This window comes from Ruegeria sp. AF8 (assembly GCF_056541825.1).
In genome coordinates this window covers 40,646-63,870 of record NZ_JBQFYW010000017.1, presented here as the reverse complement: position 1 = coordinate 63,870, position 23,225 = coordinate 40,646, and the positions used below count along the sequence as shown (strand labels likewise).

General features: G+C 57.6%; 20 protein-coding genes. 11 read left to right on the top strand and 9 right to left on the bottom strand.

Features of this window, described 5'->3' with window-relative positions:
- Window positions 1-34: 34 nt before the first annotated feature.
- A complete protein-coding gene (locus tag ACR0AO_RS20260; RefSeq protein ID WP_480607801.1) occupies window positions 35-838 on the bottom strand; it encodes a glycosyltransferase family 32 protein in 804 nt (267 codons plus the stop codon).
- Between the two features lie 178 nt (window positions 839-1,016).
- Here ACR0AO_RS20260 and ACR0AO_RS20255 point away from each other — a divergent pair, with 178 nt between their 5' ends.
- Window positions 1,017-2,846 carry a glycosyltransferase family 2 protein gene (locus tag ACR0AO_RS20255; protein ID WP_480607713.1) on the top strand — a complete coding sequence of 610 codons (1,830 nt, stop codon included), beginning with the start codon at window positions 1,017-1,019 and terminating at the stop codon, window positions 2,844-2,846.
- Here ACR0AO_RS20255 and ACR0AO_RS20250 read toward each other — a convergent pair.
- Window positions 2,837-4,372: an alkaline phosphatase family protein gene (locus tag ACR0AO_RS20250; RefSeq protein ID WP_480607711.1), complete on the bottom strand. Its 1,536-nt coding sequence runs from the start codon at window positions 4,370-4,372 to the stop codon at window positions 2,837-2,839. The genes ACR0AO_RS20255 and ACR0AO_RS20250 overlap by 10 nt on opposite strands.
- 176 nt (window positions 4,373-4,548) lie before the next feature.
- Entirely contained in the window at window positions 4,549-6,714 is a 2,166-nt protein-coding gene (gene katG, locus ACR0AO_RS20245; RefSeq protein WP_480607708.1) for a catalase/peroxidase HPI, read from the bottom strand.
- A 272-nt stretch (window positions 6,715-6,986) separates the two neighbouring features.
- Between katG and ACR0AO_RS20240 the strand changes: the two genes are divergently transcribed.
- Window positions 6,987-7,892 (top strand): beta-keto acid cleavage family enzyme, encoded by a 906-nt coding sequence (locus ACR0AO_RS20240; RefSeq protein WP_480607706.1) that lies wholly within the window; start codon window positions 6,987-6,989, stop codon window positions 7,890-7,892.
- On the opposite strand, the gene ACR0AO_RS20235 is transcribed toward ACR0AO_RS20240, so the two are convergent.
- The 6 genes from ACR0AO_RS20235 to ACR0AO_RS20210 all read right to left on the bottom strand — a co-directional run bounded on the left by ACR0AO_RS20235 (window position 7,884) and on the right by ACR0AO_RS20210 (window position 12,252).
- A complete protein-coding gene (locus ACR0AO_RS20235) occupies window positions 7,884-9,146 on the bottom strand; it encodes a DUF4384 domain-containing protein (protein ID WP_480607704.1) in 1,263 nt (420 codons plus the stop codon). The two genes, ACR0AO_RS20240 and ACR0AO_RS20235, sit on opposite strands and share 9 nt — an antisense overlap.
- 113 nt (window positions 9,147-9,259) lie before the next feature.
- On the bottom strand, window positions 9,260-9,670 hold the full coding sequence (locus ACR0AO_RS20230) for an ExbD/TolR family protein (protein WP_480607702.1): 411 nt from the start codon (window positions 9,668-9,670) through the stop codon (window positions 9,260-9,262).
- Window positions 9,667-10,098 (bottom strand): ExbD/TolR family protein, encoded by a 432-nt coding sequence (locus ACR0AO_RS20225; protein ID WP_480607699.1) that lies wholly within the window; start codon window positions 10,096-10,098, stop codon window positions 9,667-9,669. The genes ACR0AO_RS20230 and ACR0AO_RS20225 overlap by 4 nt, the downstream gene beginning before the upstream one ends.
- 12 nt (window positions 10,099-10,110) lie before the next feature.
- Window positions 10,111-10,731 (bottom strand): MotA/TolQ/ExbB proton channel family protein, encoded by a 621-nt coding sequence (locus tag ACR0AO_RS20220; protein ID WP_480607696.1) that lies wholly within the window; start codon window positions 10,729-10,731, stop codon window positions 10,111-10,113.
- A 3-nt stretch (window positions 10,732-10,734) separates the two neighbouring features.
- Window positions 10,735-11,109, bottom strand: coding sequence for a hypothetical protein (locus tag ACR0AO_RS20215; protein WP_480607694.1), 375 nt, complete (start codon window positions 11,107-11,109; stop codon window positions 10,735-10,737).
- A 72-nt stretch (window positions 11,110-11,181) separates the two neighbouring features.
- Complete coding sequence (locus ACR0AO_RS20210; RefSeq protein WP_480607691.1) at window positions 11,182-12,252, bottom strand: hypothetical protein; 1,071 nt, start codon at window positions 12,250-12,252, stop codon at window positions 11,182-11,184.
- A 207-nt stretch (window positions 12,253-12,459) separates the two neighbouring features.
- Between ACR0AO_RS20210 and tssA the strand changes: the two genes are divergently transcribed.
- The 9 genes from tssA (at window position 12,460) to tssH (ending at window position 23,147) form a co-directional block, all read left to right on the top strand.
- Entirely contained in the window at window positions 12,460-13,503 is a 1,044-nt protein-coding gene (tssA, locus tag ACR0AO_RS20205) for a type VI secretion system protein TssA (RefSeq protein WP_480607688.1), read from the top strand.
- Window positions 13,504-13,565: 62 nt separating this feature from the next.
- Window positions 13,566-14,081, top strand: a complete 516-nt coding sequence (tssB, locus tag ACR0AO_RS20200) for a type VI secretion system contractile sheath small subunit (protein ID WP_480607686.1) — start codon at window positions 13,566-13,568, stop codon at window positions 14,079-14,081.
- Between the two features lie 2 nt (window positions 14,082-14,083).
- Window positions 14,084-15,580 carry a type VI secretion system contractile sheath large subunit gene (gene tssC / locus ACR0AO_RS20195; protein WP_480607683.1) on the top strand — a complete coding sequence of 499 codons (1,497 nt, stop codon included), beginning with the start codon at window positions 14,084-14,086 and terminating at the stop codon, window positions 15,578-15,580.
- A gap of 74 nt (window positions 15,581-15,654) precedes the next feature.
- Window positions 15,655-16,164: an Hcp family type VI secretion system effector gene (locus ACR0AO_RS20190; protein ID WP_480607679.1), complete on the top strand. Its 510-nt coding sequence runs from the start codon at window positions 15,655-15,657 to the stop codon at window positions 16,162-16,164.
- Window positions 16,165-16,244: 80 nt separating this feature from the next.
- Complete coding sequence (locus ACR0AO_RS20185) at window positions 16,245-17,060, top strand: type VI secretion system accessory protein TagJ (RefSeq protein WP_480607678.1); 816 nt, start codon at window positions 16,245-16,247, stop codon at window positions 17,058-17,060.
- On the top strand, window positions 17,053-17,547 hold the full coding sequence (gene tssE / locus ACR0AO_RS20180; protein WP_480607675.1) for a type VI secretion system baseplate subunit TssE: 495 nt from the start codon (window positions 17,053-17,055) through the stop codon (window positions 17,545-17,547). Before ACR0AO_RS20185 ends, tssE begins: the two co-directional genes overlap by 8 nt.
- A gap of 3 nt (window positions 17,548-17,550) precedes the next feature.
- Complete coding sequence (gene tssF, locus ACR0AO_RS20175; RefSeq protein WP_480607672.1) at window positions 17,551-19,425, top strand: type VI secretion system baseplate subunit TssF; 1,875 nt, start codon at window positions 17,551-17,553, stop codon at window positions 19,423-19,425.
- On the top strand, window positions 19,389-20,411 hold the full coding sequence (gene tssG / locus ACR0AO_RS20170) for a type VI secretion system baseplate subunit TssG (RefSeq protein WP_480607669.1): 1,023 nt from the start codon (window positions 19,389-19,391) through the stop codon (window positions 20,409-20,411). The genes tssF and tssG overlap by 37 nt, the downstream gene beginning before the upstream one ends.
- Window positions 20,412-20,441: 30 nt before the next feature.
- The gene (gene tssH, locus ACR0AO_RS20165) at window positions 20,442-23,147 is read left to right on the top strand and encodes a type VI secretion system ATPase TssH (RefSeq protein WP_480607666.1); all 2,706 of its coding nucleotides are present in this window, start codon (window positions 20,442-20,444) and stop codon (window positions 23,145-23,147) included.
- The last annotated feature ends 78 nt before the right edge of the window (window positions 23,148-23,225 follow it).

The following is a 23,225-nucleotide window of genomic DNA, read 5'->3' as shown; positions in this document are numbered from 1 at the left end:
ACCGAAACGCCGGTCGGGGCTTCATAGATGCCCCTCACCCACCCAAGGCTTGTTTCGGGTCGATCCCGACTTCCTGGCACATGCGCCAGGAATAGGAATTTTCCAGCGGGACGTGATTGCGCCACCACGGCTTGGTGCCGTTCGTGTACAGGTGAACCGAAACGGTATCGTCAGTAAACCACCCTTCGACCCTGCCATACGGGTCGTAGAATATATCGTTCAGCTGGAATGGCACCGGATAAAGAACGTCCGGTGTCATCGCCCGATCGAAATCACCGGTTTGTTTTGCATAATGCGTAAAGGCCTGCGGGCCAAAAGCTGTCCGCTCGGTTTTGTAAATGCGAACCGCCAGGGGGTTCTCGTCATTTTGCCTGTCCATTTTCTTGCGCTGGCCGCGGCTCCACCACGCCGGATAGTCAGGCAGGTTCTCATAATAGTCCAGGAGCTGGTCGATCAGTTCGCACTTCTGCGGCAGCCCGACAACTCCGCAGTTCAAAGCACCGCGCATGCCGTGGCCCGCGAAAATCCACTCCCACTCATCCGGAAAGGGTTTGTGGCAATAGGCATCGCAATCGATCCAGATGGCGCCGGTTTTCTGGATCATCTTATAGCGGAACACGTTCGACAGAAACGAAGCCGACGTGGACTTGACCACCGACATATCGATATCCATGATCTCGGACGCGGGTCTTATCACGACGCCCTCGGGTGCGTTGGTCACATCGTCGGTGCAATATAACGTTACCGGATGTCCGTGACGCAGGTGAGATTTCAGGCACAACTGGTTGAGATAGTGCAGGCTCTCTCCGATCCAGAGAGAGGCAACGGGGCGACGCATTTCGGACAAGTCTGCTTCCTCGATAGAATTTGCCTGTTAGAATGTGTTGTCCAATATTTGACGCGATGATGCAAAGGTGAATTGTTTGACGCAATCAGAGTGCTCGAATGATGGCAGTTTTTTCATTCTGGGCGTATATCGGAATCTGACCAGCGAATACAGGCAACACAGGACAGACATGCCCGACCCGAAAGGCATTCTTGACGCGCTTAGAAACCGCGAAAGCCCGCATGGCACCGTCATGGCCGTGTCCATGATGAAGGACGAGGCGCCGTTTTTGCTTGAATGGTTTTCGCACCATCTGGCTGTCGGGTTCACCGATATTCTCGTCTATACCAATGACTGTTCCGACGGCACTGTGGAAATGCTGCAGCGGTTGGAGGCGCTTGGCCTGGGCTATCACCGGCACAATGTCATTCCCGATGGTGTCAAGCCGCAGCCATCCGCTCTGAAACATGCGCAAACCGAGCCGCTGGTCCAGGCGGCGGACTGGCTGTTGGTTTTCGACGCGGACGAGTTTCTATGCGTCAGTCATCCGTCCGGGGGACTTGACGATATGATTTCCGATGCCGCGGCCCAGGGCGCAAACGGTATCGTGATTACCTGGAGAATTTTCGGTTCGGGAGGTGTTGTCGACTGGTCGCGGGCGCCCGTGACCGAGCAATATCTTCGTGCGGCGCCGCCGCTTTGGAACAAGGGGTGGGGGGTCAAAACCCTGTTCAAGTTTGACCCTGAGTACTGGAAACTTGGCATCCATCGTCCCGCGATCAAGAACAAGCATCTTGAAACCGGATTCCCCGAAACAGTGAAGTGGTTGAACGGTTCCGGCCAGCCGATGGAGGACTATTTCAAGTTCCGCGGCTGGCGATCCATCCGCCGGACGCTGGGGTATGGGTGGGCGCAAATGAACCACTATGCCGTCAAGTCGGTGGATTCCTACGCTGTGCGGAAATTTCGTGGCAACGTGAACAACAAGAAAGACAAGTACAACGCCGACTATTGGGCCCTACAGGACCGAAACGAAGTCGAGGACCGGGCAATTCTTCGCCATGCGCCGCGCAGGCAAGAGATTATGGAAGCCCTTCTGTCTGATCCTGTGCTCAAAAATTTGCATGAGACTGCATTGAACCGGGTCGAAAAACGGCTGAACGAGTACAAGCAAACTCCGGAATATCAAGATCTCAGAGCCGGTTTGATGGAGGCCGGCAAAACACCCATCACCGAGGTGGTCGCCAAGCCGCCACAGCCACGTGACCCGGCCAAGATTGCCGCAATGATGAGTCGCGTCGAGAAAAAGGCGGCCGAAAAATCGCAGCACGCTCGTAATACGAAACCTGACATACGACCGGTTGCGTCTCTCTATGCAGGTCGTGACGCCCGTTTTTCTGGGGCCGGATCAAGCGAATGGTTCTTGAATCATGAAATCGATCTGCCTGCCGATCCCGTTCTTTTCACTCCCGAGGCTCTCAACGCCATCGTGTCGGGACGGTTCGACCGGCGGAACGCCCGGAACGCCAAAAGCTATCTGGAGGGATGTGCGCGGCTTCTTGAAATCGGTTGCGGGGTGGGTTTCATCCCGCTCAAGGTCAGCCGCGATCTTCCCGATCTGGTTGTGATGGCGCAGGACAGCCGCCCGGGCCTTGTCAGCGCAGCGCGGGAAATCGCGCGTCACAACGGGTTGGAGGATACGGCCAGACTCAGGTTCAGCGACGGGCCCTTGTCCTTTGAAACAGATGCGCAGGGGCAGGCCTCGGGGCTGGCCGCATATTTGAGAGACTTCAGGCCTGATGTCCTGCGCATTGCAACCGCCGACTGTCTTCCGCCTGAATGGTTGCGGTCGGTGCCTCTGGACCGCGTGCGCCGGGTGGTCATCCCGTTTGCGAATGACCGGACCCGCGATCGGACCCGGCGGGGGTATGGCCCGATTTTGAGGAAACTCGGCCTGGTCGAGTCTGAGGGCAGGGATGAGAGCGGGTCGTTACAATTTGACAGGCTCTCTCAGGTATAGCGGCGTCTTGACTGCGGCCCCGAGGCCGAGATCGTGTCCAGAGACAATGTGTGATCCATGTTCTGCATCCTGTGCCGCAGCATCTGACGGGTCAGGCGGGCAAGGTCAACGGCGTATTCGGGTTTATCGGCCACGTTTTCAAGTTCGCCATTCGCATTGCGGTCGAACAGGATGGGCGGCAGATCGGCGGCGAATTCGACAAGCGTGAACCTGCTGTCCCGCAAGATACCGAGACAGGAATTCGAAGGATTGGTTCCCAACGCTTTTTCCCATTCCGTTGGGGCGGAGGGTCTGGCAAAATCCAGCTCGCTGAACGTGCAGGTGCGCCAGTCACCCGGCACATCGCCCGTCATCAGAGGGATGAGCGAGCGACCGTCCATCGAATTGGGAACCTCGCACCCGATCCAGTCCAGAATGGTCGGTGTGATGTCGATGGTCTCGACCGGGGCGGATACAACCTTGCCCGCCCGCGCGCCATTTCCCGGCATTCGGATAATGAGCGGTGTCTGATAGGCCGCGTCATAAACCGTCATTTTCCCCCAGGAATGATGATCACCCAGCATCTCGCCGTGATCCGCCGTTATGACGAGAAGGGTATTGTCATACTGTCCGCTATCTTTGAGATGCTGGATCACCCGCCCGATATGATGATCCACCTCGGTGGCCAGACCAAGATAGATTGACCTCAGCGTCTGGATATTTTCATCCGTTGCTTCGAGGCCGGGAAACCCTTCGACGAAACTATCGATGGAGCTGGATTTCAGCAGCGGGCCAAAGAAGGGATGCATTGCACATTCCAGCTCGGGCGAGACCAGCCGTTTCGGCAGCGGCAGCGACCGGGGATCATACATGTCATTGTAAGGGGCCGGTGCGACCAGTGGTGGATGAGGGCGGATATAGGTCAGATGCGCGAACCAGTTCTTGCCGTGATGCGCGGTGATCTTGCCAAGAAAGGAATTTGTCAGGAACGCCGTGTCGCTGTCTTCGGCTGAATACAGGGCGGGATCGTTCAAGCGCGGCTTGCCACCGTCAGGCGCCTTTGGCTTGAATACATCCCAGTATTTTTCGAATTCATACCCACGCTGCATCAGGTGCGATTGCCATGGGTAAGACATCTCAAGCCGCATCTCGGTCATCTCGTGAAACCCGGTCATCGGATATTCATAGGTCCGCATAGCCGGGTCATTGGGGTGGTGGACGCGCGGATCGGAAGACGTGTCGGTATATCCGAACAGCATCGGCAGCAGGCCCACCTTGCGCATCTCGGTGGCCAGATTGGGGGTATCATGGCGCAAGGGTGTGCCGTTGCGGACCGACCGATGGTTCATCGAGTATTGTCCAGTCAGGATGGAAGCACGCGAAGGGCCGCAGGGGTTGGTGACCGAAAAATGCCGATCGAAGCTTACGGCATCCTCCATCAGTGCCCGCAGATTGGGCAGGTCGACATAGGAGGCCAATTCTCCGGTCAGGCAATCGGCCCGCAATTGGTCGATGACAATGAAAAGCACATTGCGCGGGGCGGACATCGGGCATCTCCAAATTTCTCGCGAATTCACGTGATAGGAGCGTTGTTCAGATGCGTCCAGACAAAAAGGCTCAAGGTGTTCAAAGGGAACAAAAACCAATGGAAAATGCGTTTTGCGGAGTCAAAGAAGGCGCGGCGGATGACCGCCGCGCCCTTTGCCTGGCATGTGCAGCGACGCTATTTCAGATCGAAGCGGTCTGCGTCCATCACTTTGGTCCAGGCAGCGATGAAATCGTTCACCAACCGCGCCTGACCGTCATCCTGACCGTAGACCTCGGCAATCGCGCGCAACTGCGAATTGGAGCCAAAGACCAGGTCGACCCGGGTGGCGCTCCACTTGACCGCCCCGGTCGCCCGATCCCGCCCCTCGAACGCGTTTTCCGAGCCCGGTGTCCATTCGGTTCCCATGTCCAACAGGTTCACGAAGAAGTCGTTGCTCAACACACCCGGGCGTTCGGTCAACACACCATGCGCCGAATTGCCCTGGTTCGCACCAAGTACCCGCAGGCCGCCAACCAGTGCCGTCATTTCAGGTGCCGTGAGGCCAAGCAATTGTGCCTTGTCGATCATAAGTTCTTCGGGCGAAACCGTATAATTGGCCTTCAGATAGTTGCGGAAGCCGTCGGCGATCGGCTCAAGCACATTCATGCCTTCCGGGTCGGTCTGATCCTGGGTGGCATCGCCCCGGCCCAAGGTCACCGGCACGGTGACATCGTGACCGGCGTCCTTGGCCGCCTTTTCGATTGCAGCGGAACCGCCCAGGACGATTACATCGGCCATGGATACCGGTTGTCCGAATTCCGCGCGGACACCTTCCAGAACTCTCAACACGCGGTCAAGCCGTTCGGGATCGTTGGCCGCCCAGCGGTTCATCGGCTCCAGCCGGATACGCGCTCCGTTGGCACCGCCGCGGTGATCGGACCCGCGATAGGTCGAGGCCGAAGCCCAGGCGGTTTTGACCAGATCCGAGACCGACAGGCCGGACTCGAGGATCTTTGCCTTGAGCGAGGCAACATCAGCGTCGGAAAGGTTGGTTTCCGATGCCGGGATCGGATCTTGCCAGATCAGATCGTCAGCAGGCACCTCCTCGCCCAGATATCGCGATTTCGGCCCCATGTCGCGGTGTGTCAGTTTGAACCATGCACGAGCGAAGGCTTCGGCGAATTCGTCCGGGTTGGCATGGAACCGGCGCGAGATCGGGCCATAGATCGGGTCCATGCGCATCGCCATGTCAGCGGTGGTCATCATGGTCTTGACCTTTTTCGACGGATCATGCGCCTGTGGCGCCATGTCGCCCTCGCTCACGCCGACCGGTTCCCAAATCCACGCTCCTGCGGGCGATTTGGTCAGGTTCCAGTCATAACCGAACAGCAGATCAAAATACCCGTTGTCCCATTTGGTCGGGTTCGCCGTCCAGGCGCCTTCGATGCCGCTGGTGGTGGTGTCGTCCTTGTTGCCGCAGCCGTGCGCGTTGATCCAGCCCAGACCCATTGCTTCGATCGGCGCGGCTTCGGGTTCGGGGCCGACAAGCGCCGGATCACCTGCGCCGTGGGCCTTGCCGAATGTATGGCCGCCGGCAACCAATGCCACGGTTTCCTCGTCATCCATGCCCATTCGGCCAAATGTTTCGCGGATATCGCGACCGGATGCCAGAATGTTGGGGTCACCATCAGGCCCTTCGGGATTCACATAAATCAGGCCCATCTGCACGGCGGCCAGCGGGTTTTCGAGGTCACGTTCGCCAGAATACCGTTTTTCGCCCAGCCACTCGGCTTCGACGCCCCAATTGACATCCTCTTCCGGTTCCCAAACATCGGGACGACCGCCGCCAAACCCAAAAGTCCTGCCGCCCATCGATTCAATGGCGCAGTTTCCGGCCAAAATCATCAGGTCGGCCCAAGAGATCTTGTTGCCGTATTTCCGCTTGACCGGCCACAGCAGGCGGCGTGCCTTGTCCAGGTTGCCGTTGTCCGGCCAACTGTTCAGAGGAGCGAACCGCTGTTGCCCGGTGCCGCCGCCGCCGCGCCCGTCGCCGGTGCGATAGGTTCCGGCGCTATGCCAGGCCATGCGAATGAAAAGCCCGCCATAGTGGCCATAGTCCGCAGGCCACCAATCCTGACTGTCGGTCATCAGGTCATAAAGATCTTGCTTGAGCGCCTTGAGATCCAACGACTTGAACTCTTCGGCATAGTTGAACGCCTCGTCCATCGGATCGGACAACGAGGAGTTCTGGTGAAGGATTTTCAGGTTCAGCTGGTTCGGCCACCAGTCACGGTTTGAGCGGGTTCCAAGTGCCGTGCTTCCGTGCATGACCGGGCATTTGCCTATATCGTTACCGTCCATAATTCTCTCCTGCGTGTATGCGTTGAATGAGTTGGCCCAGAATGGTGCGCGCGTTTCGGGAGAAAGCTATCAGACCAATCCCATCAATTTAAGTTGCATTTATCAATCACACCGATAATCATTGATTATAGCTTAAAAACCTCTCTCGGCAGCTTCTGTCAGCATCATATTGCGACTGCCGTTCCGGCCTTTACGTTGCCACCTTGACTGACCGGTCTTCGGATACCTAGAAAATAACCAGCGGCCCACGCCTGCAAGACGGCATTTGGGCAATGGATATGTCAGCGGCGGACTCGATGATGGAAAAAGCGATTATCTGCTGTGCGTTGAACGGCGTTTTGACCGACCCCAGACAACATAATGTGCCGGTCACACCGCAGGAAATGGCGGAAGAGGCGCGCAGAGCATACGAGGCCGGGGCCGCCATCGTTCATATTCATTTACGGCAGCAGGATAAGGGTAAAGGGCATTTGCCCAGCTGGGACATTGATCTGTCACGCGAAGTGCAGGCCGCGATCCGGGATGCCTGCCCCGGTATCATCATCAATCACACATCCGGGGTGGTGGGCCTCGACTACCAGGGTGCTCTTGACGTCATCAGAGCCACAAAGCCTGAAATCGCGGCATGCAATGCGGGGTCGCTGAACTATCTGAAGACCCGAAAGGATGGGTCATGGGCGTGGCCGCCGATGCTGTTCGACAATCCGGTTGCCAAAATTCAGGACTTTCTGAACGCGATCCAATTTGCTGGTTCAATTCCGGAGTTCGAATGCTTCGATACCGGCATCGTTCGCAGTGTCGGGATGTACCGCCGGGCCGGTATGTTCTCGGGAACAGCGCAACTGAATTTCGTTATGGGCGTGGCGTCAGGACAGCCCGCGCGGGCAGATTTGCTGCCGATTCTTGCGGATTTGGCGCCGGACGATTCCAGATGGCAGGTGACAGCTATCGGGCGCGATGAAATCTGGCCCCTCCACCGCAAAGCTGCCGAACTTGGAGGTCAATTGCGCACGGGGCTCGAGGACACATTTTATTTGCCGTCCAGAGAAAAAGTGACATCAAACGGGCAATTGATCGAAGAAATGGCGCGTATGGCCCGAGAGATCGGGCGTGAAATCGCGACGCCGCAGGAAGCAAGGGAAAGTCTGGGCATCAGGGTGGTTCGGCCATCAGGGTGATGTCGTGACAAAGAAATACACCCATTCACCTTTGAAATCCGGGTTGTCGGCCCGAAGAGCGCGAACCCTTTCCCGCAGCCAGTTCAGATAGCCATCGGCAGGTTCACTCAGGGGACGGATGTCATCATATAGCGGCTCGGAAGTGGCGAAGGCCACCGCGATTTCCTGACCGAACGGGGGACCGATGGTGATGTACAGGCCAGGATCGCCGGGGTCTTCCGCTCCGACCCTGAGGGTCGATTTTGCCGGTGATTTTACAAGATCCACGCTTTCATTCGGGCTGAGATGAATGACCCTACCATCCGCGTCGAAATAGTCGACATAGACATAGGCGTCATAATCCGGTGCGGTCAGCTCGAGTACAAGTTGCTGGCCTTCGGAATAGCGAAACTCGCGGGCATGGGCATCTTCACCAACCAACAGAGGGTTAGTGATCTGATCCGTTGACTGTGGCAGGCCGACTTCGCCTATGCCCGCCAGGGCTCCACATTGCGGCCGCGGCAGGATCAGTAAATTGTCGGTTATTGCGATGCTTTCACCCATTTGGGCTTGCAGGGCTGCGACTATCGGCGCTTGCAGGCCGTGTTCGGGCACGTGCCCGACAATTTCCAGAGTATTGTTTTCGGGGTGAAACTGCACCTGCATCCGCGAGCAGGGAAGCCGGGACAGAACACCGGCAATCCCGTCCCGTAGTTCGACCGATGCGCGGCCTGCGCCATCGGGGTCGACAAAACTCTGAAACGCCGCGACTGAAACCGGATCAATGGCCGCGTCTCCGGCGCCGGCAAACGCCAGGGCTGCGGTCATCGCGGTTTCAACAGGCGCCGCTGCGACTAGGGGTATTGCCTGGGGTGTTCCGAGTTCGGCCGAAACCGTTTCTGGCCGGCCGGGGGCAACCGGATCGCCATATTCGGATTGGATCTGAACCGGATTGCTGAAATCAGAGGTTTGTCCGGCAACGATCACGATTGGTTCGGGAATGACAGAAGCTGGAATTGCTGCGTCGATGTTCTGCACTTGCGCCGCAACAGGCTGAAAAGGGGTCTCGGTGGCCTTGGCTCCATGATCCTGCAGGGGTTTCAGGGCAATCGTGTCCGGGGCCAGCTTTTTCCCGCTCGAATGTGGAATGGCGCCCTGTCCGATGCGGTGCCCGCTGGCATCTGAAGACGCCGCTGTCTGGCTTTCGGGTTCCGCTTCATGGGCATCTGAACGCTCGACTCGATAGGCCGACAACCGCATCTGCGTGTCTGGCACTGATTGTTCCTGAACCGGGTCCGGTTCGAGTGACCAAAGAAGAATTCCACCGAAAACAGTGTGTAATATTGCCGACCCAGCCAGCCCGAGCCCCCAGACAGCCGGTGCCCCGGTCATGACCCGTCCGGGGACGGCGTGACCACCAACACCACATCCCGCGCTCCGCGCTGTTCCAATCTGGCGATCAAGGGCAGGACATTGCGCAGTTCCGCATCTTTATGCGCATTAATGCGGACGAGAATATCAGGAGTGTCTTGCAATACCTCGATCAGAGTTTTGATGATCTTTTCGGCACCCGCCTCTATTCCATCCAGCGCCAATGCCCCCGTTGCGCTGACCGATACCGTCATGCCTCCGGCCGGCATATCCGCTCCCGTTTCCGCTTCGGGGGGCAAGACATCGAATGGCGCGGTTGCATCCATACGTCCAATGAGCATGAAAAACACCAGCAGAAAAAAGACGACGTCGATCAGGGCGATGATTGTCTCAGGCTGCGTTCGCGGGGTGGGGCGGGCGATCCTCATGGGCGGGCCTCCAGCCGCACGACCCTCATTTGCGTGACCCCTGCGCGTGTAATGGCGTCCATGACGGCCACCAGCGCCTGCATGGTTGCGCCTCCGGTTGGCAGGACAATCACATTCGGCGGGCGCTCTTGCGCGATACGGTTTCGTAAAATCTCGCTGAGTTCCTCCGTGCTCAACCCGCGCCCGCGCATCACGGGAACCCCGTCAGCCCCGAGCCGGATCAACATCGCTCCACCTTGATCCGGAGCAGATGCCGACGGCTCTTGTCTCTGATCTTGGTGAGACAGGGCAGGGATCATGTCGAGGTTCAGATAGGTCGACGTGACCATGAAAAAGACCAGCAGGATCAGCAGTACGTCGATCATCGGCACCAGCGAAATCAACCCTTTCTGATGCCGTGGACGTTTCAGGATCATTTCGCCAGCCATTGCCGCGTGCCCTCAGCCTGCGCCACGTTCTTCGATGACCATCAGCCGCCCCACCGCGTTTTCGATCGCCTGTGCCCCGCGTTCCGCGCGCGCATTCAGCAATGTTGCACCCACGGCCGCGGGAATGGCGACCAGCAAACCCGCTGCGGTCGTCAACAGCGCCTGCCAGATGCCCCCTGCCAGAACCGAGGCATTTGCCGACCCCTGCGCCATCTCCAGTTCCTGGAATGACTGGATCATGCCTGTAACGGTCCCCAGCAGCCCAAGCAGAGGGCTGATCATCGCAATGAGTTCGAGTGCGCGGATCATGCTGTTCATCGCGGCGAATTCCTCGTTTCCGCGACGGGTCAACTCCGCCAACAACGCAGGCCCCCTGAACCCTTCGGCCAAGGCCTGCATGGCATAGGCGCAAACGCGATCCGCCGGTGCGTTGCCTGCTGAGAGCCGGGATTGCGCCTGAGATTTTTCGCCCTCGGCCCATTGCGCCAGAGCAGCGTCCCGCATCGGGCCACCGGAGGTTACGGGCCACAAGCGTATCGTCTTGACCAGAATCAGCGCCAGCGAGAACAGGGAAAGGACGGCCAAAAGCGCGATGATCGGTCCTCCGGGACCCAGATTTTCGAACCCGCCCATGATCTATTTCGCCAAGGCTGCGGCAGTTTTACTGCTCAAGTCCAGGATCGGAAAACAATCCGTCGGCTCCGCATTCTGCGGCTTGCAGGCCGTCAGGTCGTGCAACAATATCTCGGAAATATTCCCACAGTCGATTTCGGGAATTTCAAACAGCTTCAGAACAGTGCGCTGAACAGGCAAAGGTGCCGCATCTATCGAGAGCAAACGATCGATGACCCCGCCGCCATCAAGAACGGCCAAAGACATTTCAAATTGTTCGTAGCTGTTGCCGGTTTGATTGCGAAACAGGAAAAACGCACGGCACCCGCCGGTTTCGATCGACTCGAACTTGTTAAGTTCGACAGTCAGCCGGCCATCCTCTGCGCTGGCACCGGACATAGTTCCAAGGACGGCGCCAAATACGGTGAGCGCCAGTTTCCTAAATTTCATGTTTCCCTCCGCTTTCCCTGATCATTTCATGTTTTTCAGGGCGTCGTTCACTTTCCTCAGCGAACCGGTGATTGTCGATCTGATGTTGGTTTCGACAAACCCGTTTTTGTCGACAGCCTTGAAGAACTCCGAGTTGGCGACATTCAGATGATTTCGCATCTGCTTTCTTGCAGCCACTATCAGCTTGCTGCGTTTGGTGTCGGAAGCTGCCCGCCCCAACTCGTCCAAAAGCGTTTCCAATGTCGTGTCCATCTGCGCAATCGGCCTGAACTGCCGCGCAATTTGGCTGGTGGCATTCTGTATGCCCGGCTCATCCCTGGTCGCAACATCTATTGCGCCAAGCAATGCACGCACATTCTTTGCCACGCCTTTTCGGGCGGCAATCCAATCTGTTCGCGCCCGTTCCAGAACCGCTGGATCGGGGCGCTCGGCATCAGTCGCGGACACATCCGCTTCCTGCTTCAGTTCGGTAATCCGTTGCGCCAGACGCGCCATCGACCGGGGCGCGGAGGCCAGATCGCCAGCCTTGATCATTTCCGCAATCACCTTTGCTTCGGACGTGGCGTGGCGTTGCGCTGCAGGTCCGATGCGGGCGGCGTGCAAGACCAGATCACGCAATTGCTGCAATGCTTTTTGTTTGGCCTGTCGGTCACCTTCCGGTTCGGATCGGTCGGAAACCGAAAGGTTTTCGGTCGCCTGACCGGGTTCCGCATCACCTGAATCGGGCTGCGCGGAATCTGTACGATCCTCACCATCGTCAAGCACCGCCCCATCAGCATCGGTCACGATGACTTTCGCAGAAATACTGTGCGACTTCAGGTATTTGCGGACCCGCTTGGCCAGATTTGGCTGCATCAGCTCGCAGGCGAGCGTCATCTGATTTGCCTCAGCCGTCAGCAAACCAAACGCAACTTTGGGAGAGCTTCCTTGTCTTTTGGCTTCTTTTCCCAGTGCCGATGGCGGCTTGCGCCGGTCAATGAAAAGCAGATCGTCATCCTTGGAGCCGATACAGAAAGCAAATCCCAAAGGCTGCTTTCGGGCGATACCCACCATCTGCCGCAACTCAGCGCCGGTAACTGGTTCGATTCCCATTGGAAACTGCCTCGCGCGCAATATGAATTTGACTTTGAAGAGACAATAAGGCTGACTGTGGGTCAAGACAGGAGCTGGGAATATCGATCTTGCAACAGTGGTTGTTTTTTTCGTATTGGCACACGCCTCGGCGATCAGAGGCAGTAGCATGTGCTGCAAAGAATTAATCAACTTCGAAAAAACTAAAAAAGACGCCCTGAGGAATGAATGGATCTGTCAGCCTATCTAGAACCCCGTGATGCAAACCCGCCAAGTGGCGAAAACCTTGAATACGAAGCCGTCTTTACGGATCTGGAATTGGCGGCACAGCCCGGCGAAGAACGGCAGATGGGCAGCGAGGTCGTGGCGGCGGAAGAGCAGGATTGGCCAGACGTCCGTTCCAAAGCTCTTGCGGTTATGGAGCAAAGCCACGAAATTCGTGCAGCGGTATTCCTGAGTGAAGCGGTCCTGCATTCGTCCGGTCTGCCTGAATTTGCCGTGTCGCTGGGATATATTCGCGGGCTTCTCGAAGAGTATTGGGAATCGTGCCACCCGGAATTGGACGAGGATGACGGCGACGCGACCATGCGTATCAACGCCGTGCAGGGGCTTGCTTCGTCGGATCGGGTGATACGCGCTTTGCGGCGGTGCCCTTTGACCGACAGCCGCATGTTCGGCCGCCTTACCCTGCGCCATGTCGACGTTGCCGAAGGGGCGATAAACGCACCCGGCGATATGGAAAACGTGCCGGACATGAGCGCAGTGTCGGCCGCATTCAAGGACACCGACGACGACGTTCTGGAAGCCAATGCCGAGGCAGTCAAATCTGCGCTTGAGCACCTCCAGGCCATTGATGCGGTATTCAATGAACAAACGCCCGGCGAAGGCCCCGACCTTGAAGCCCTGACGGAAGCCGCCAAGCAGGTTCAGCGCGTTCTGTCGCAACACGGCGGCGCCGGACCGGCACCTTTGGCCGAAACCGTGGACGAACAGGAAACCGCCGATACGCCTGCCGCATCGACGGGTGGGACGTCTGTTGCCGGTGGCGGCGCAGTCAATTCGGCGCGGGATGTGACGATGATGCTGGACCGGATTATGGACTATTACGCGCGGTGTGAGCCCTCCAGCCCTATACCGGTTTTGCTGGAAAGAGCAAAACGGCTCGTCAATGCCGATTTTTTGACAATAATCGAAGATATGGCGAAGGAAGGGCTGGACGAGGTTCGGCGGATCGGTGGGATCAAGCCAAAGGACGATTACGACTCGTATTAACTGCCAGCGTTTGACAGCGCGGGCAGATCAACAGAACTGAAGAATGGATTGAGGAGCAACAAATGGCCGACAGTTCACAGAAATTCATAGCGCGAAACAGGGCGCCAAGGGTTCAGATTGAATATGATGTGGAACTTTATGGCGCTCAGAAAAAGGTTCAGTTGCCCTTTGTGATGGGCGTCATGAGCGATCTGGCGGGCAAATCCGAAGTTGAACAGCCCCCGGTTGCCGACCGAAAGTTTCTGGAAATAGATGTTGACAACTTTGACGACCGGATGAAGTCGATGGCCCCGCGCGCCGCGTTTACGGTTCCCAATACGCTCACCGGCGAAGGCAACATGGCGGTCGACATCACGTTTGAATCGATGGACGATTTCAGCCCGGCCGCCATTGCCCGCAAGGTCGAACCGTTGCGCGAACTTCTGGAGGCCCGCACGCAATTGTCCAACCTGATGACCTATATGGACGGCAAGACCGGCGCCGAGGACCTGATTTCGAAAATCATCCAGGACCCGGCATTGCTGAAAACGCTGGCGGCTCAGCCCAAGCCGGGCGGTGAAGCGAGCGAGGAGGAATAAACATGGCCGATGAAGAAGCTCAAGTCCAACAGGCCGAAGGTCAAACCGCGTTCGGGTCGTCCGAGTTCGAGGCGCTGTTGCAAAGGGAATTCAGGCCCAAGTCCGATCAGGCGAAGACGGCGGTCGAATCCGCTGTAAAGACGCTGGCGGAACAGGCCCTGGCGAATACTGCGCTGATTTCGGACGACGCGCTTCGTTCGATCGAGGGCATCGTCGCGGAGATTGACAAGAAACTGACCGAACAGGTCAACCTGGTCCTGCATCACGAAGAATTCCAGCAGATGGAAAGCGCGTGGCGCGGCCTGCACTATCTCGTGAACAATACCGAGACCGATGAACAGTTGAAAATCCGGGTCATGAACATCTCCAAAAAGGATATGCACAAGACCCTGCGCAAATTCAAAGGCACCGCCTGGGATCAGTCGCCCATCTTCAAAAAGCTGTACGAAGAGGAATTCGGTCAGTTCGGCGGTGAGCCCTATGGTACCCTGGTGGCCGATTATCACTTTGACCACAGCCCGCAAGATATTGAATTGTTGGGGGAAATGGCCAAGGTCGCGGCGGCGGCCCATGCGCCTCTGATTACCGGGGCCAAACCAAGCCTGTTCCAGATGGACAGCTGGTCGGAACTTGCAAATCCGCGCGACCTGACCAAGATTTTCCAGACACCGGAATACGCATCCTGGCGGTCCCTGCGCGAAAGCGAAGACTCCAAGTATATTGGCTTGGCAATGCCTCGGTTCCTTGGCCGTTTGCCATATGGGGCCAAGACTGAGCCGGTCGAGGAGTTCGCTTTTGAGGAAGACACCGAAGGCGCGGACAGCAACAAGTACAGCTGGGTGAATGCAGCCTATGGCATGGCCGTGAATATCAACCGGTCGTTCAAGCAATATGGCTGGTGTTCGCGTATTCGCGGCATCGAAAGTGGTGGTGCGCTGGAAAACCTGCCATCGCATACCTTTGCGACCGACGACGGTGGCGTTGATCAGAAATGTCCAACCGAAATCGCCATCGGGGATCGCCGCGAGGCAGAACTCGCCAAAAATGGCATGATGCCGTTGATCCATCGCAAAAATTCGGATCTGGCAGCCTTCATCGGTGCACAATCCCTGCACAAGCCGGCGGAATACAACGATCCAGACGCCACCGCGAATGCCAACCTGGCCGCGCGGTTGCCCTATCTGTTCGCGACCTGCCGCTTTGCCCATTATCTCAAATGCATGGTTCGGGACAAAGTCGGGTCGTTCAAAAGCCGCAACGACATGCAAGACTGGTTGCAGGAATGGATCAACGAATATGTTGATACCAATTCGGAAATTTCTTCCGAAGCCGAGAAAGCACGCAAGCCCTTGTCGGCAGCCGAAGTCGTTGTTGAAGATGTCGAAGGAAACCCCGGATATTATACGTCCAAGTTTTTCCTGCGGCCGCACTATCAGCTGGAAGGCTTGTCCGTTTCGTTGCGATTGGTCTCGAAACTTCCATCGGAAAAAGGGGCGTAGAAAACGCCTTGCCATGAACATCCGCAGCACTGTTGTGCTGCGCTGCCCTAAACTCGCCTCAGGAAGGAAATAAAATGGAAAATGTATTTATCAAGATCGACGGAATTCCCGGTGAAGCCCGCGAATTGAAGCACAAGGATGGCAAGTGGATTCCAGTGAAATCCATCGAATGGAGCGCTGAGCGCACTCTGGACATGACCGATCTTGGAACCACGCAGCGCGGGTATGCCAACGCCAATTTCGGTAAGGTCACTCTGACCACCGAACTGAGCATCGCTTCGGCCAAGATTGCTCAGTATACTGCCAGCGGCAAGGTAACCCCCGAAGTCGTGATCCATATGTGTCGCGCGGGCGATGATGTCGCCAAGGGCATGGAACCCTATCTTATCTGGACTTTGCGCCATGCCATCATCGACAGCTATTCGGTAACCGGCGGGGAAGAGCAGATCCCGGAAGAAAACTGGACATTGGCCTATCGCGGGGTCGCGTTCGACTATTTTCCGTCCGACTTCGAGTCCGGCAAGATTCAGAAGGACAAAAAAGAAACCTTCAAGTGGAATCTGGAAACCGGCGACTACAGCTAATCCGGCTTGCACCTGTAGCCGGGCAGTTCTGTCTGCCCGGTTCAGCTTTGTTTTGAACCGTTGTCGCTGGAGTTGATTTGATGACGCCGGAAGAATTTCTGAAATCGGGTGATCTTGATGGAACGCTTGCAGCGTTGCAGGACAAGGTTCGCGCCAATCCGGCAGACGCGAAGCTACGCATATTTTTGTTTCAGCTGCTGTGTGTTCTGGGCGACTGGAAGCGTGCGATTACGCAGCTGAAGCTGAGCGCCGAGATGGACGAAGGCGCCACGATGATGGCCAAAACCTATCGTGAGGCAATTATCTGTGAAGTATATCGCGAAAAGGTCTTTGCCGGCGAAAAAGACCCACTGATTTTTGGCGAGCCGCAGGAATGGCTGGCCCTGCTGATAGAAGCCCAAAAGTTGCTGGCGCGAGGCAAGACCGAGGAGGCTGCCGCATTGCGCGCGCGGGCGTTTGAAGTGGCCCCCACGACCAAAGGCATGGTCGACGGAGAGCACTTCGAGTGGATCGCAGACGCGGACATGCGTTTGGGTCCGGTCCTGGAGGTGATCGTCAATGGCCGGTATTTCTGGCTGCCGTTTGCGCAGATACAGCAAATCGATATCGAAGCCCCGACAGATCTGCGCGACGCCGTCTGGACGGCTGCAGTGGTGACCTTGTCGAACGGCGGTGAAGTTGCTGCGCTGATTCCGACGCGTTATCCGGGGACACACCAGCGTGGTGACGACGCACAGAAGCTGGCGCGGGCCACCACATGGGAAGATGCCGGGGCCGATACCTTCGTTGGGCTCGGGCAAAGACTTCTAACGACCAACAATTCCGACATCGCGCTTTTGGATATGCGCGCGCTCACGCTGCAGGCCGATGGCGGAGAAACGGCCGACAATGGCTGACAAGACTCTCGCCGAGCGCCTGCAACCTTCGCTTTTGGATCGGCTGACCGACGACGAACCGGGAAACCTGAAAGAGGGTCGTGACTCGAGGGTGATCGATATTGTTCGTCTGCGCGAGATTATTCAGCGCGATCTTTCTGTTTTGCTGAATACCAGCGATCACTCGGATCTGATCGACGCCCAGACCTATCCGAACGCGTCAAAATCCGTGTTGAACTATGGCGTGCGCGAAGCTACCGGACGGTTTTCGACACTGGAACAGGCCCGCGAAATCAAAAGGCATATCCAGTCGGCGATCGAAACCTTTGAACCACGAATCGCCAAGGGCACGGTCGGAGTGGAATTGCGGTCAGAGGCGCGCGCGGGCGAAATGTTTGTTGAGTTCGACATCCGGGCCGTGATGTGGGCGCAACCGATGCCGCTTGAGCTGTACCTGCGCAGCAAGGTCGATGTGACCACCGGCGAGGTCGCCATCGAGCGGAGCTAGGGAATGGATACAAGGCTTCTCAAACATTACGAGAACGAGTTGGCTTTCCTGCGTGAAATGGGCGCGGAATTTGCCGAGGCCTACCCCAAGATTGCCGCCAGACTGGGCATGGAGGGGTTGGAGGTTCTGGACCCTTATGTCGAACGGCTTTTGGAAGGCAGCGCGTTCTTGGCGGCACGGGTTCAGTTGGCACTGGATCTGCAGTTTCCTGTTTTTACCAGCAACCTTCTGGAAATCGTATACCCACACTATCTGGCGCCGACCCCGTCCATGATGGTGGCAGAGTTTGTGCCGGACGTGGAAAATGCGGCCCTCACGGAAGGTTACCCGTTGCCACGCGGCTCGGTCATCCGAAGCCGCCTGATGGAAGGAGAGCAAACACCTTGCGAGTTTCGGACTGCTTCCAAAATGACTTTGTGGCCCGTCGAAATCACGGAAGCGGAGTATATCGATGGCCGGGGCGAGCTTGTTGCCGCGGGAGTGGCGCAGAATGTCAACGCCCGCGCGGCAATCCGGCTTAGGCTGAAGCGGTCGGACAACAAGCCCATTTCCGAGCTTACGATGGATTCCCTGATACTCCACCTGAACAAGCAAAGCGGTCAGGCATGGCGCCTGCATGAACTGCTGTCGTGTCAGTGTCAGGGTGTTGCAGGCAGGTCCACCGACCGCCGCGCCGACTGGACACAGCAACTGCCGAAGGGGGATATCGTGCCACGTGGATTCGAACGCGATGAGGCGCTTCTTCCCACGCCACGCCGTTCATTCGACGGGTATCGGTTGTTGCAGGAATATTTCGCAATGCCCGAACGGTTTTTGTTCGTCGAACTCAAAGGGTTGCAGCCAGCACTGAAACGATCGGAAGGCACCGATGTCGACATCTATGTCCTGCTAGAGGAAGGGATGAGCGATGTCGCGCCTGTAGTGACGCCATCGGCGTTCACATTGAATGCGGTGCCCGCCATCAACATGTTCCGCCGGCGATGTGACCGTATTCAGGTGACTTCCAAGGACACCGAATTTCATGTGGTTCCCAGTCGAACCGCCGGCTTGGATTTCGAAGTCATTTCGATCGAGGCCGTGCGCGGCATTCGCAGCGACGATGAGGGCGATCTCGATTTCCGTCCCTTCTATTCTGCCACCGACCTAACCGCGGCTGGCGACAGTCACAGCGCCTATTACACAATTACGCGCAGGATGCGTCAGCGAAACGAAAAAGAGCGATTGCGGGGCGTGCGCACGACCTATCTTGGCTCCGAAGTTTACCTGACTCTTGTGGACCGAACGCAAGCGCCGTATTCGCCGGACCTCAACCAACTGGCCATCGAGGCGGTCTGTTCAAACCGTGACCTGCCCATGTTGCTGAGCAATGGCGGCAGCGGAATGTTCCAACTGCCCGAAGGCGGGCCGGTCAAGGCCATCCGGACACCGGTCACTCCGACGCGACCTCATGCGACATTGGCGCAGGGCGATGCCGCCTGGAAGCTGATAAGCCATTTGAGCCTGAACTATCTGTCCATCGCCGGAGAAGGCGAAAGCGGTGTGGGTGCGCTGCGCGAATTACTTGGGATTTATGCGCCGCTTGGCGACCGAGTGATTGAAAAGCAGTTGGAGGGCATTCTGTCGGTGAACAGCCGACCTATCGTGCGCAGGATGAGCGACGAGGTGCTATCGACAGCCGTCCGCGGTCTGGAGATCACCGTCACCTTCGATGATGATTTTTTCGAGGGCACCAGCGTCTATGTTCTTGGCGCCGTGCTTGAGCGATTTTTTCAGAAATACACAACGATAAACAGCTTCACCGAAACGGTGCTAAAGACGGAACGACGGGGAGAAATTGCAAGATGGAAACCGGCGACCGGCCTGGGCCGGATCATCTGAGCCGACTGGCGTCCGAGCCTGAAAAACACCATATCTTTCAGGCGCTGCGGGTGATCGAAGCCCACTTCAGGGATGCCCCGCGCCTTGGGGAATCCCGCCGCCCGAGTGAAGACAAAGTGCGGTTGCAACAAGATGCCAGTCTTGCCTTTGCACCCACAACGGTAACCCGTTTCGTTCCGGGAACAGAGGACAAACCGGCGCAACTCGGCAATCTGTGGTTCGGTTTTTTTGGGCCGCAAGGCCCGCTGCCGCTGCATTTGACTGAATTCGCGCGTGACCGGCTGCGCAATCATCGTGATCCGACGCTCACCGCTTTTGCGGATATGCTGACGCATCGCCTCATGAGCCTGGTGTACAGGGCCTGGGTCAGCGGGCAGCCGGCACCGAGTTTCGACCGGGCAAAGGACCCGTTCGAACAGCGTGTCGCCGCCCTTGCCGGCTTCAAAGGCGCCCGGATGCGGGATCGGGACGCAATGCCGGATCATTCCCGAAGGTATTTCGCGGGTCATTTGGCATCGGGTACGAAAACGGTCGAAGGTTTGGTTTCGATCCTTTCGGCCTTTTTTCACGTGCCGGTTTCCGTGCAGCAGTTTGTCGGATCCTGGCTTGACCTGGAACCGGATGACACCTGGCGTCTGGGTGCACCCGCCGGACTGGGCCAGTCGACCAGCATTGGCAACCGGGTCTGGTCGAGATCCGTCAAGTTTCGCATCAGGCTGGGTCCTTTGTCGTACGAAAACTACCAGCGTCTGTTGCCTGGCGGGGCCTCTCAGAAGCGACTGCAGGCCATCGTGAGAACCTATGTGGGCGATACGCTGGACTGGGATGTCAACCTGGTTCTGGCCGGGGATGAGATCCCACGCGCATCACTGCGCGGGTCGACCCGGCTGGGCCACACGAGCTGGTTGCGCACACGCGACGACGGTGAAGAAAAAAGACCGGATGCGGAGGATCTGCTCCTCTATCCGGATTTCAATCATGCATGATCATGCAGAACCGCATGGAGGGAACTCGACATGACAGAAATCAGCCGCGTGGCGCTTTTCGGAAAGTTGAACAAGCTGGGGTATCAGGCAATCGAGGGGGCGACCGTGTTCTGCAAGATGCGGGGCAATCCCTATGTAGAGGTCCAGCATTGGCTGCATCAGATCCTGAACACACAGGACAGCGACATTCATCGGATCATCCAGCACTACAACCTTGATCCCGGCAAGATCGCTTCGGAATTGACCCGCTCACTTGACATGCTGCCACGTGGGGCTTCGTCGATTTCGGATCTGTCCGATCACCTGATGGATGCGATGGAGCGCGGCTGGGTCTGGGGCTCGCTGCTCTATTCCGACAGCAAGGTGCGCACCGGCTATCTGATATTGGGAATGCTCAAAACGCCTGCCTTGCGTAACATTCTGAAATCCATGTCACCCGAGTTGGGGAACATCGGACCCGACGATTTGGCCGACAATTTCCAAGCAGCCACTGACGGTTCGCCCGAGGCCGGCCTGGGCGCGCAGGACGGCACGAAAGTCGGTGGCGGGGCCGAACCGGGAGAGGCGAGCGGGGCGATGGCCCCGGGTGCAATGGGCAAGGGCGAGGCGCTGGAACAGTTCTGCACCGATCTGACCGAACAGGCCCGAAAAGGCGAGATTGATCCGATTGTGGGGCGTGACGAGGAGATCCGCCAGATCGTTGACGTACTCATGCGGCGGCGGCAGAACAACCCGATCCTGACCGGTGAAGCCGGGGTGGGCAAAACCGCCGTGGTTGAAGGGTTTGCACTGCGGATCGCCCGTGGAGACGTTCCCCCGGCTCTCAAGGACGTGCGGCTTCTGGTGCTGGATGTGGGTCTTTTGCAGGCCGGGGCCAGCATGAAGGGCGAGTTCGAAAACCGCCTGCGGCAAGTCATCGACGAAGTTCAGGCAAGCCCCACGCCGATCGTGATGTTCGTGGACGAGACACACACACTCGTCGGCGCGGGCGGTGCTGCCGGAACCGGTGATGCGGCAAACTTGCTCAAACCAGCCCTCGCGCGCGGCACTCTGCGCACCATCGGCGCAACCACTTGGGCGGAATATAAGAAATACATCGAAAAAGATCCCGCGCTGACCCGCCGGTTCCAGGTCGTGCATGTGGAAGAACCGGATATTCCAAAGGCTGTTCTGATGATGCGCGGCATCGCCTCGATGCTGGAAAAACACCACCGGGTGCAAGTGCTCGACGAGGGGATAGAAGCCGCTGTGACATTGTCGGCCCGCTATATCCCGGCACGGCAATTGCCGGACAAATCGGTAAGCCTGCTGGACACCGCCTGTGCCCGAGTTGCTGTTTCACAGCACGCGGTTCCGGCCGAGGTTGATGATAGTCAACGCCGGATCGAGGCATTGACGACCGAGTTGGAAATCATCGAACGCGACGAAACCGCCGGATACGATGTGGCTGACCGCCGCGTCGCGGTGGCCGCTGCCAGAGAGGCGGAACAGGCGCGGCTGTCGGAACTAACCCAGCGCTGGGAAAGTGAGAAGAAAGTTGTCGAAGAAATTCTGAACCTGCGAGCCAAACTGCGCGAAGGCGGTGCTCCCGTTGACGCACCGATTGCCGAAGGAGAAGGCATCGAAAGCCCGTTGAGCGAAGAAGATCGCGCCGGGCTGCTGGACGATCTTAAAGCCAGAAACAAGGAGCTGGAAGAAGTGCAGGGCGACAGCCCCCTGATTCTGCCGATTGTCGACCATCAGGCTGTGGCCAGCGTTGTGGGCGACTGGACCGGCATCCCGGTCGGCCGCATGGTCAAGGACGAGCTCGAGACAATCCTGAACCTGGAAGAGCGGTTGGCGCAACGGGTGATCGGCCAGGATCACGCGATGAAGATGATCGCCAAACGTATCCAGACCAGCCGGGCGGGGCTCGACAACCCGAACAAGCCCATTGGTGTCTTCATGCTGGCTGGCACCAGTGGTGTCGGCAAGACCGAAACGGCCCTTGCGCTGGCCGAGGTGCTGTATGGCGGCGAACAAAACGTCATCACCATCAATATGAGCGAGTATCAGGAAGCCCATACTGTCAGTTCGCTGAAAGGTGCGCCCCCCGGATATGTCGGGTACGGTGAAGGCGGGGTCTTGACCGAAGCCGTCCGGCGCAAACCCTATTCAGTGGTGTTGCTGGATGAGGTTGAAAAAGCACACCCGGATGTGCACGAGATATTTTTTCAGGTTTTCGACAAGGGCGTGATGGAAGATGGCGAAGGCCGTCTGATCGACTTCAAGAACACGCTGATTCTGCTCACTTCGAATGTCGGCACCGAGATGATCATGGATATGTGCGCCGATCCCGATCTGATGCCTGATTCCGAAGGTCTGGCCAAGGCGCTGCGCGATCCGCTGCTCAAGGTTTTCCCGCCCGCGTTGCTGGGGCGTCTGGTTACAATCCCTTATTTTCCGCTCACCCCGGACATGCTGGGCGAGATTACCAAATTGCAATTGGGTCGGATCAAGAAGCGGGTTCAGGAAGCGCATGGCGTGCCGTTCGAATACTCGGATGCGGTGGTCGAAGAAATCGTCAACCGATGCCAGGAACTCGACAGCGGAGGACGGATGATCGACGCGATCGTGACCAACACCATGCTACCCGATATCTCGACCGAATTCCTGCGTCGTATGATGGAAGGAAAAGAGGTGGCCAAAGTTGTGATCGACCTCACTGACGGCGACTTCACTTACCGGTTTGACTAAGATGGCAACGACGAAAACCGATAGAAAGTCGACGACACCAAGCCCCGTTCGGCAAGCAAGATCACAGGGAGACTAAAA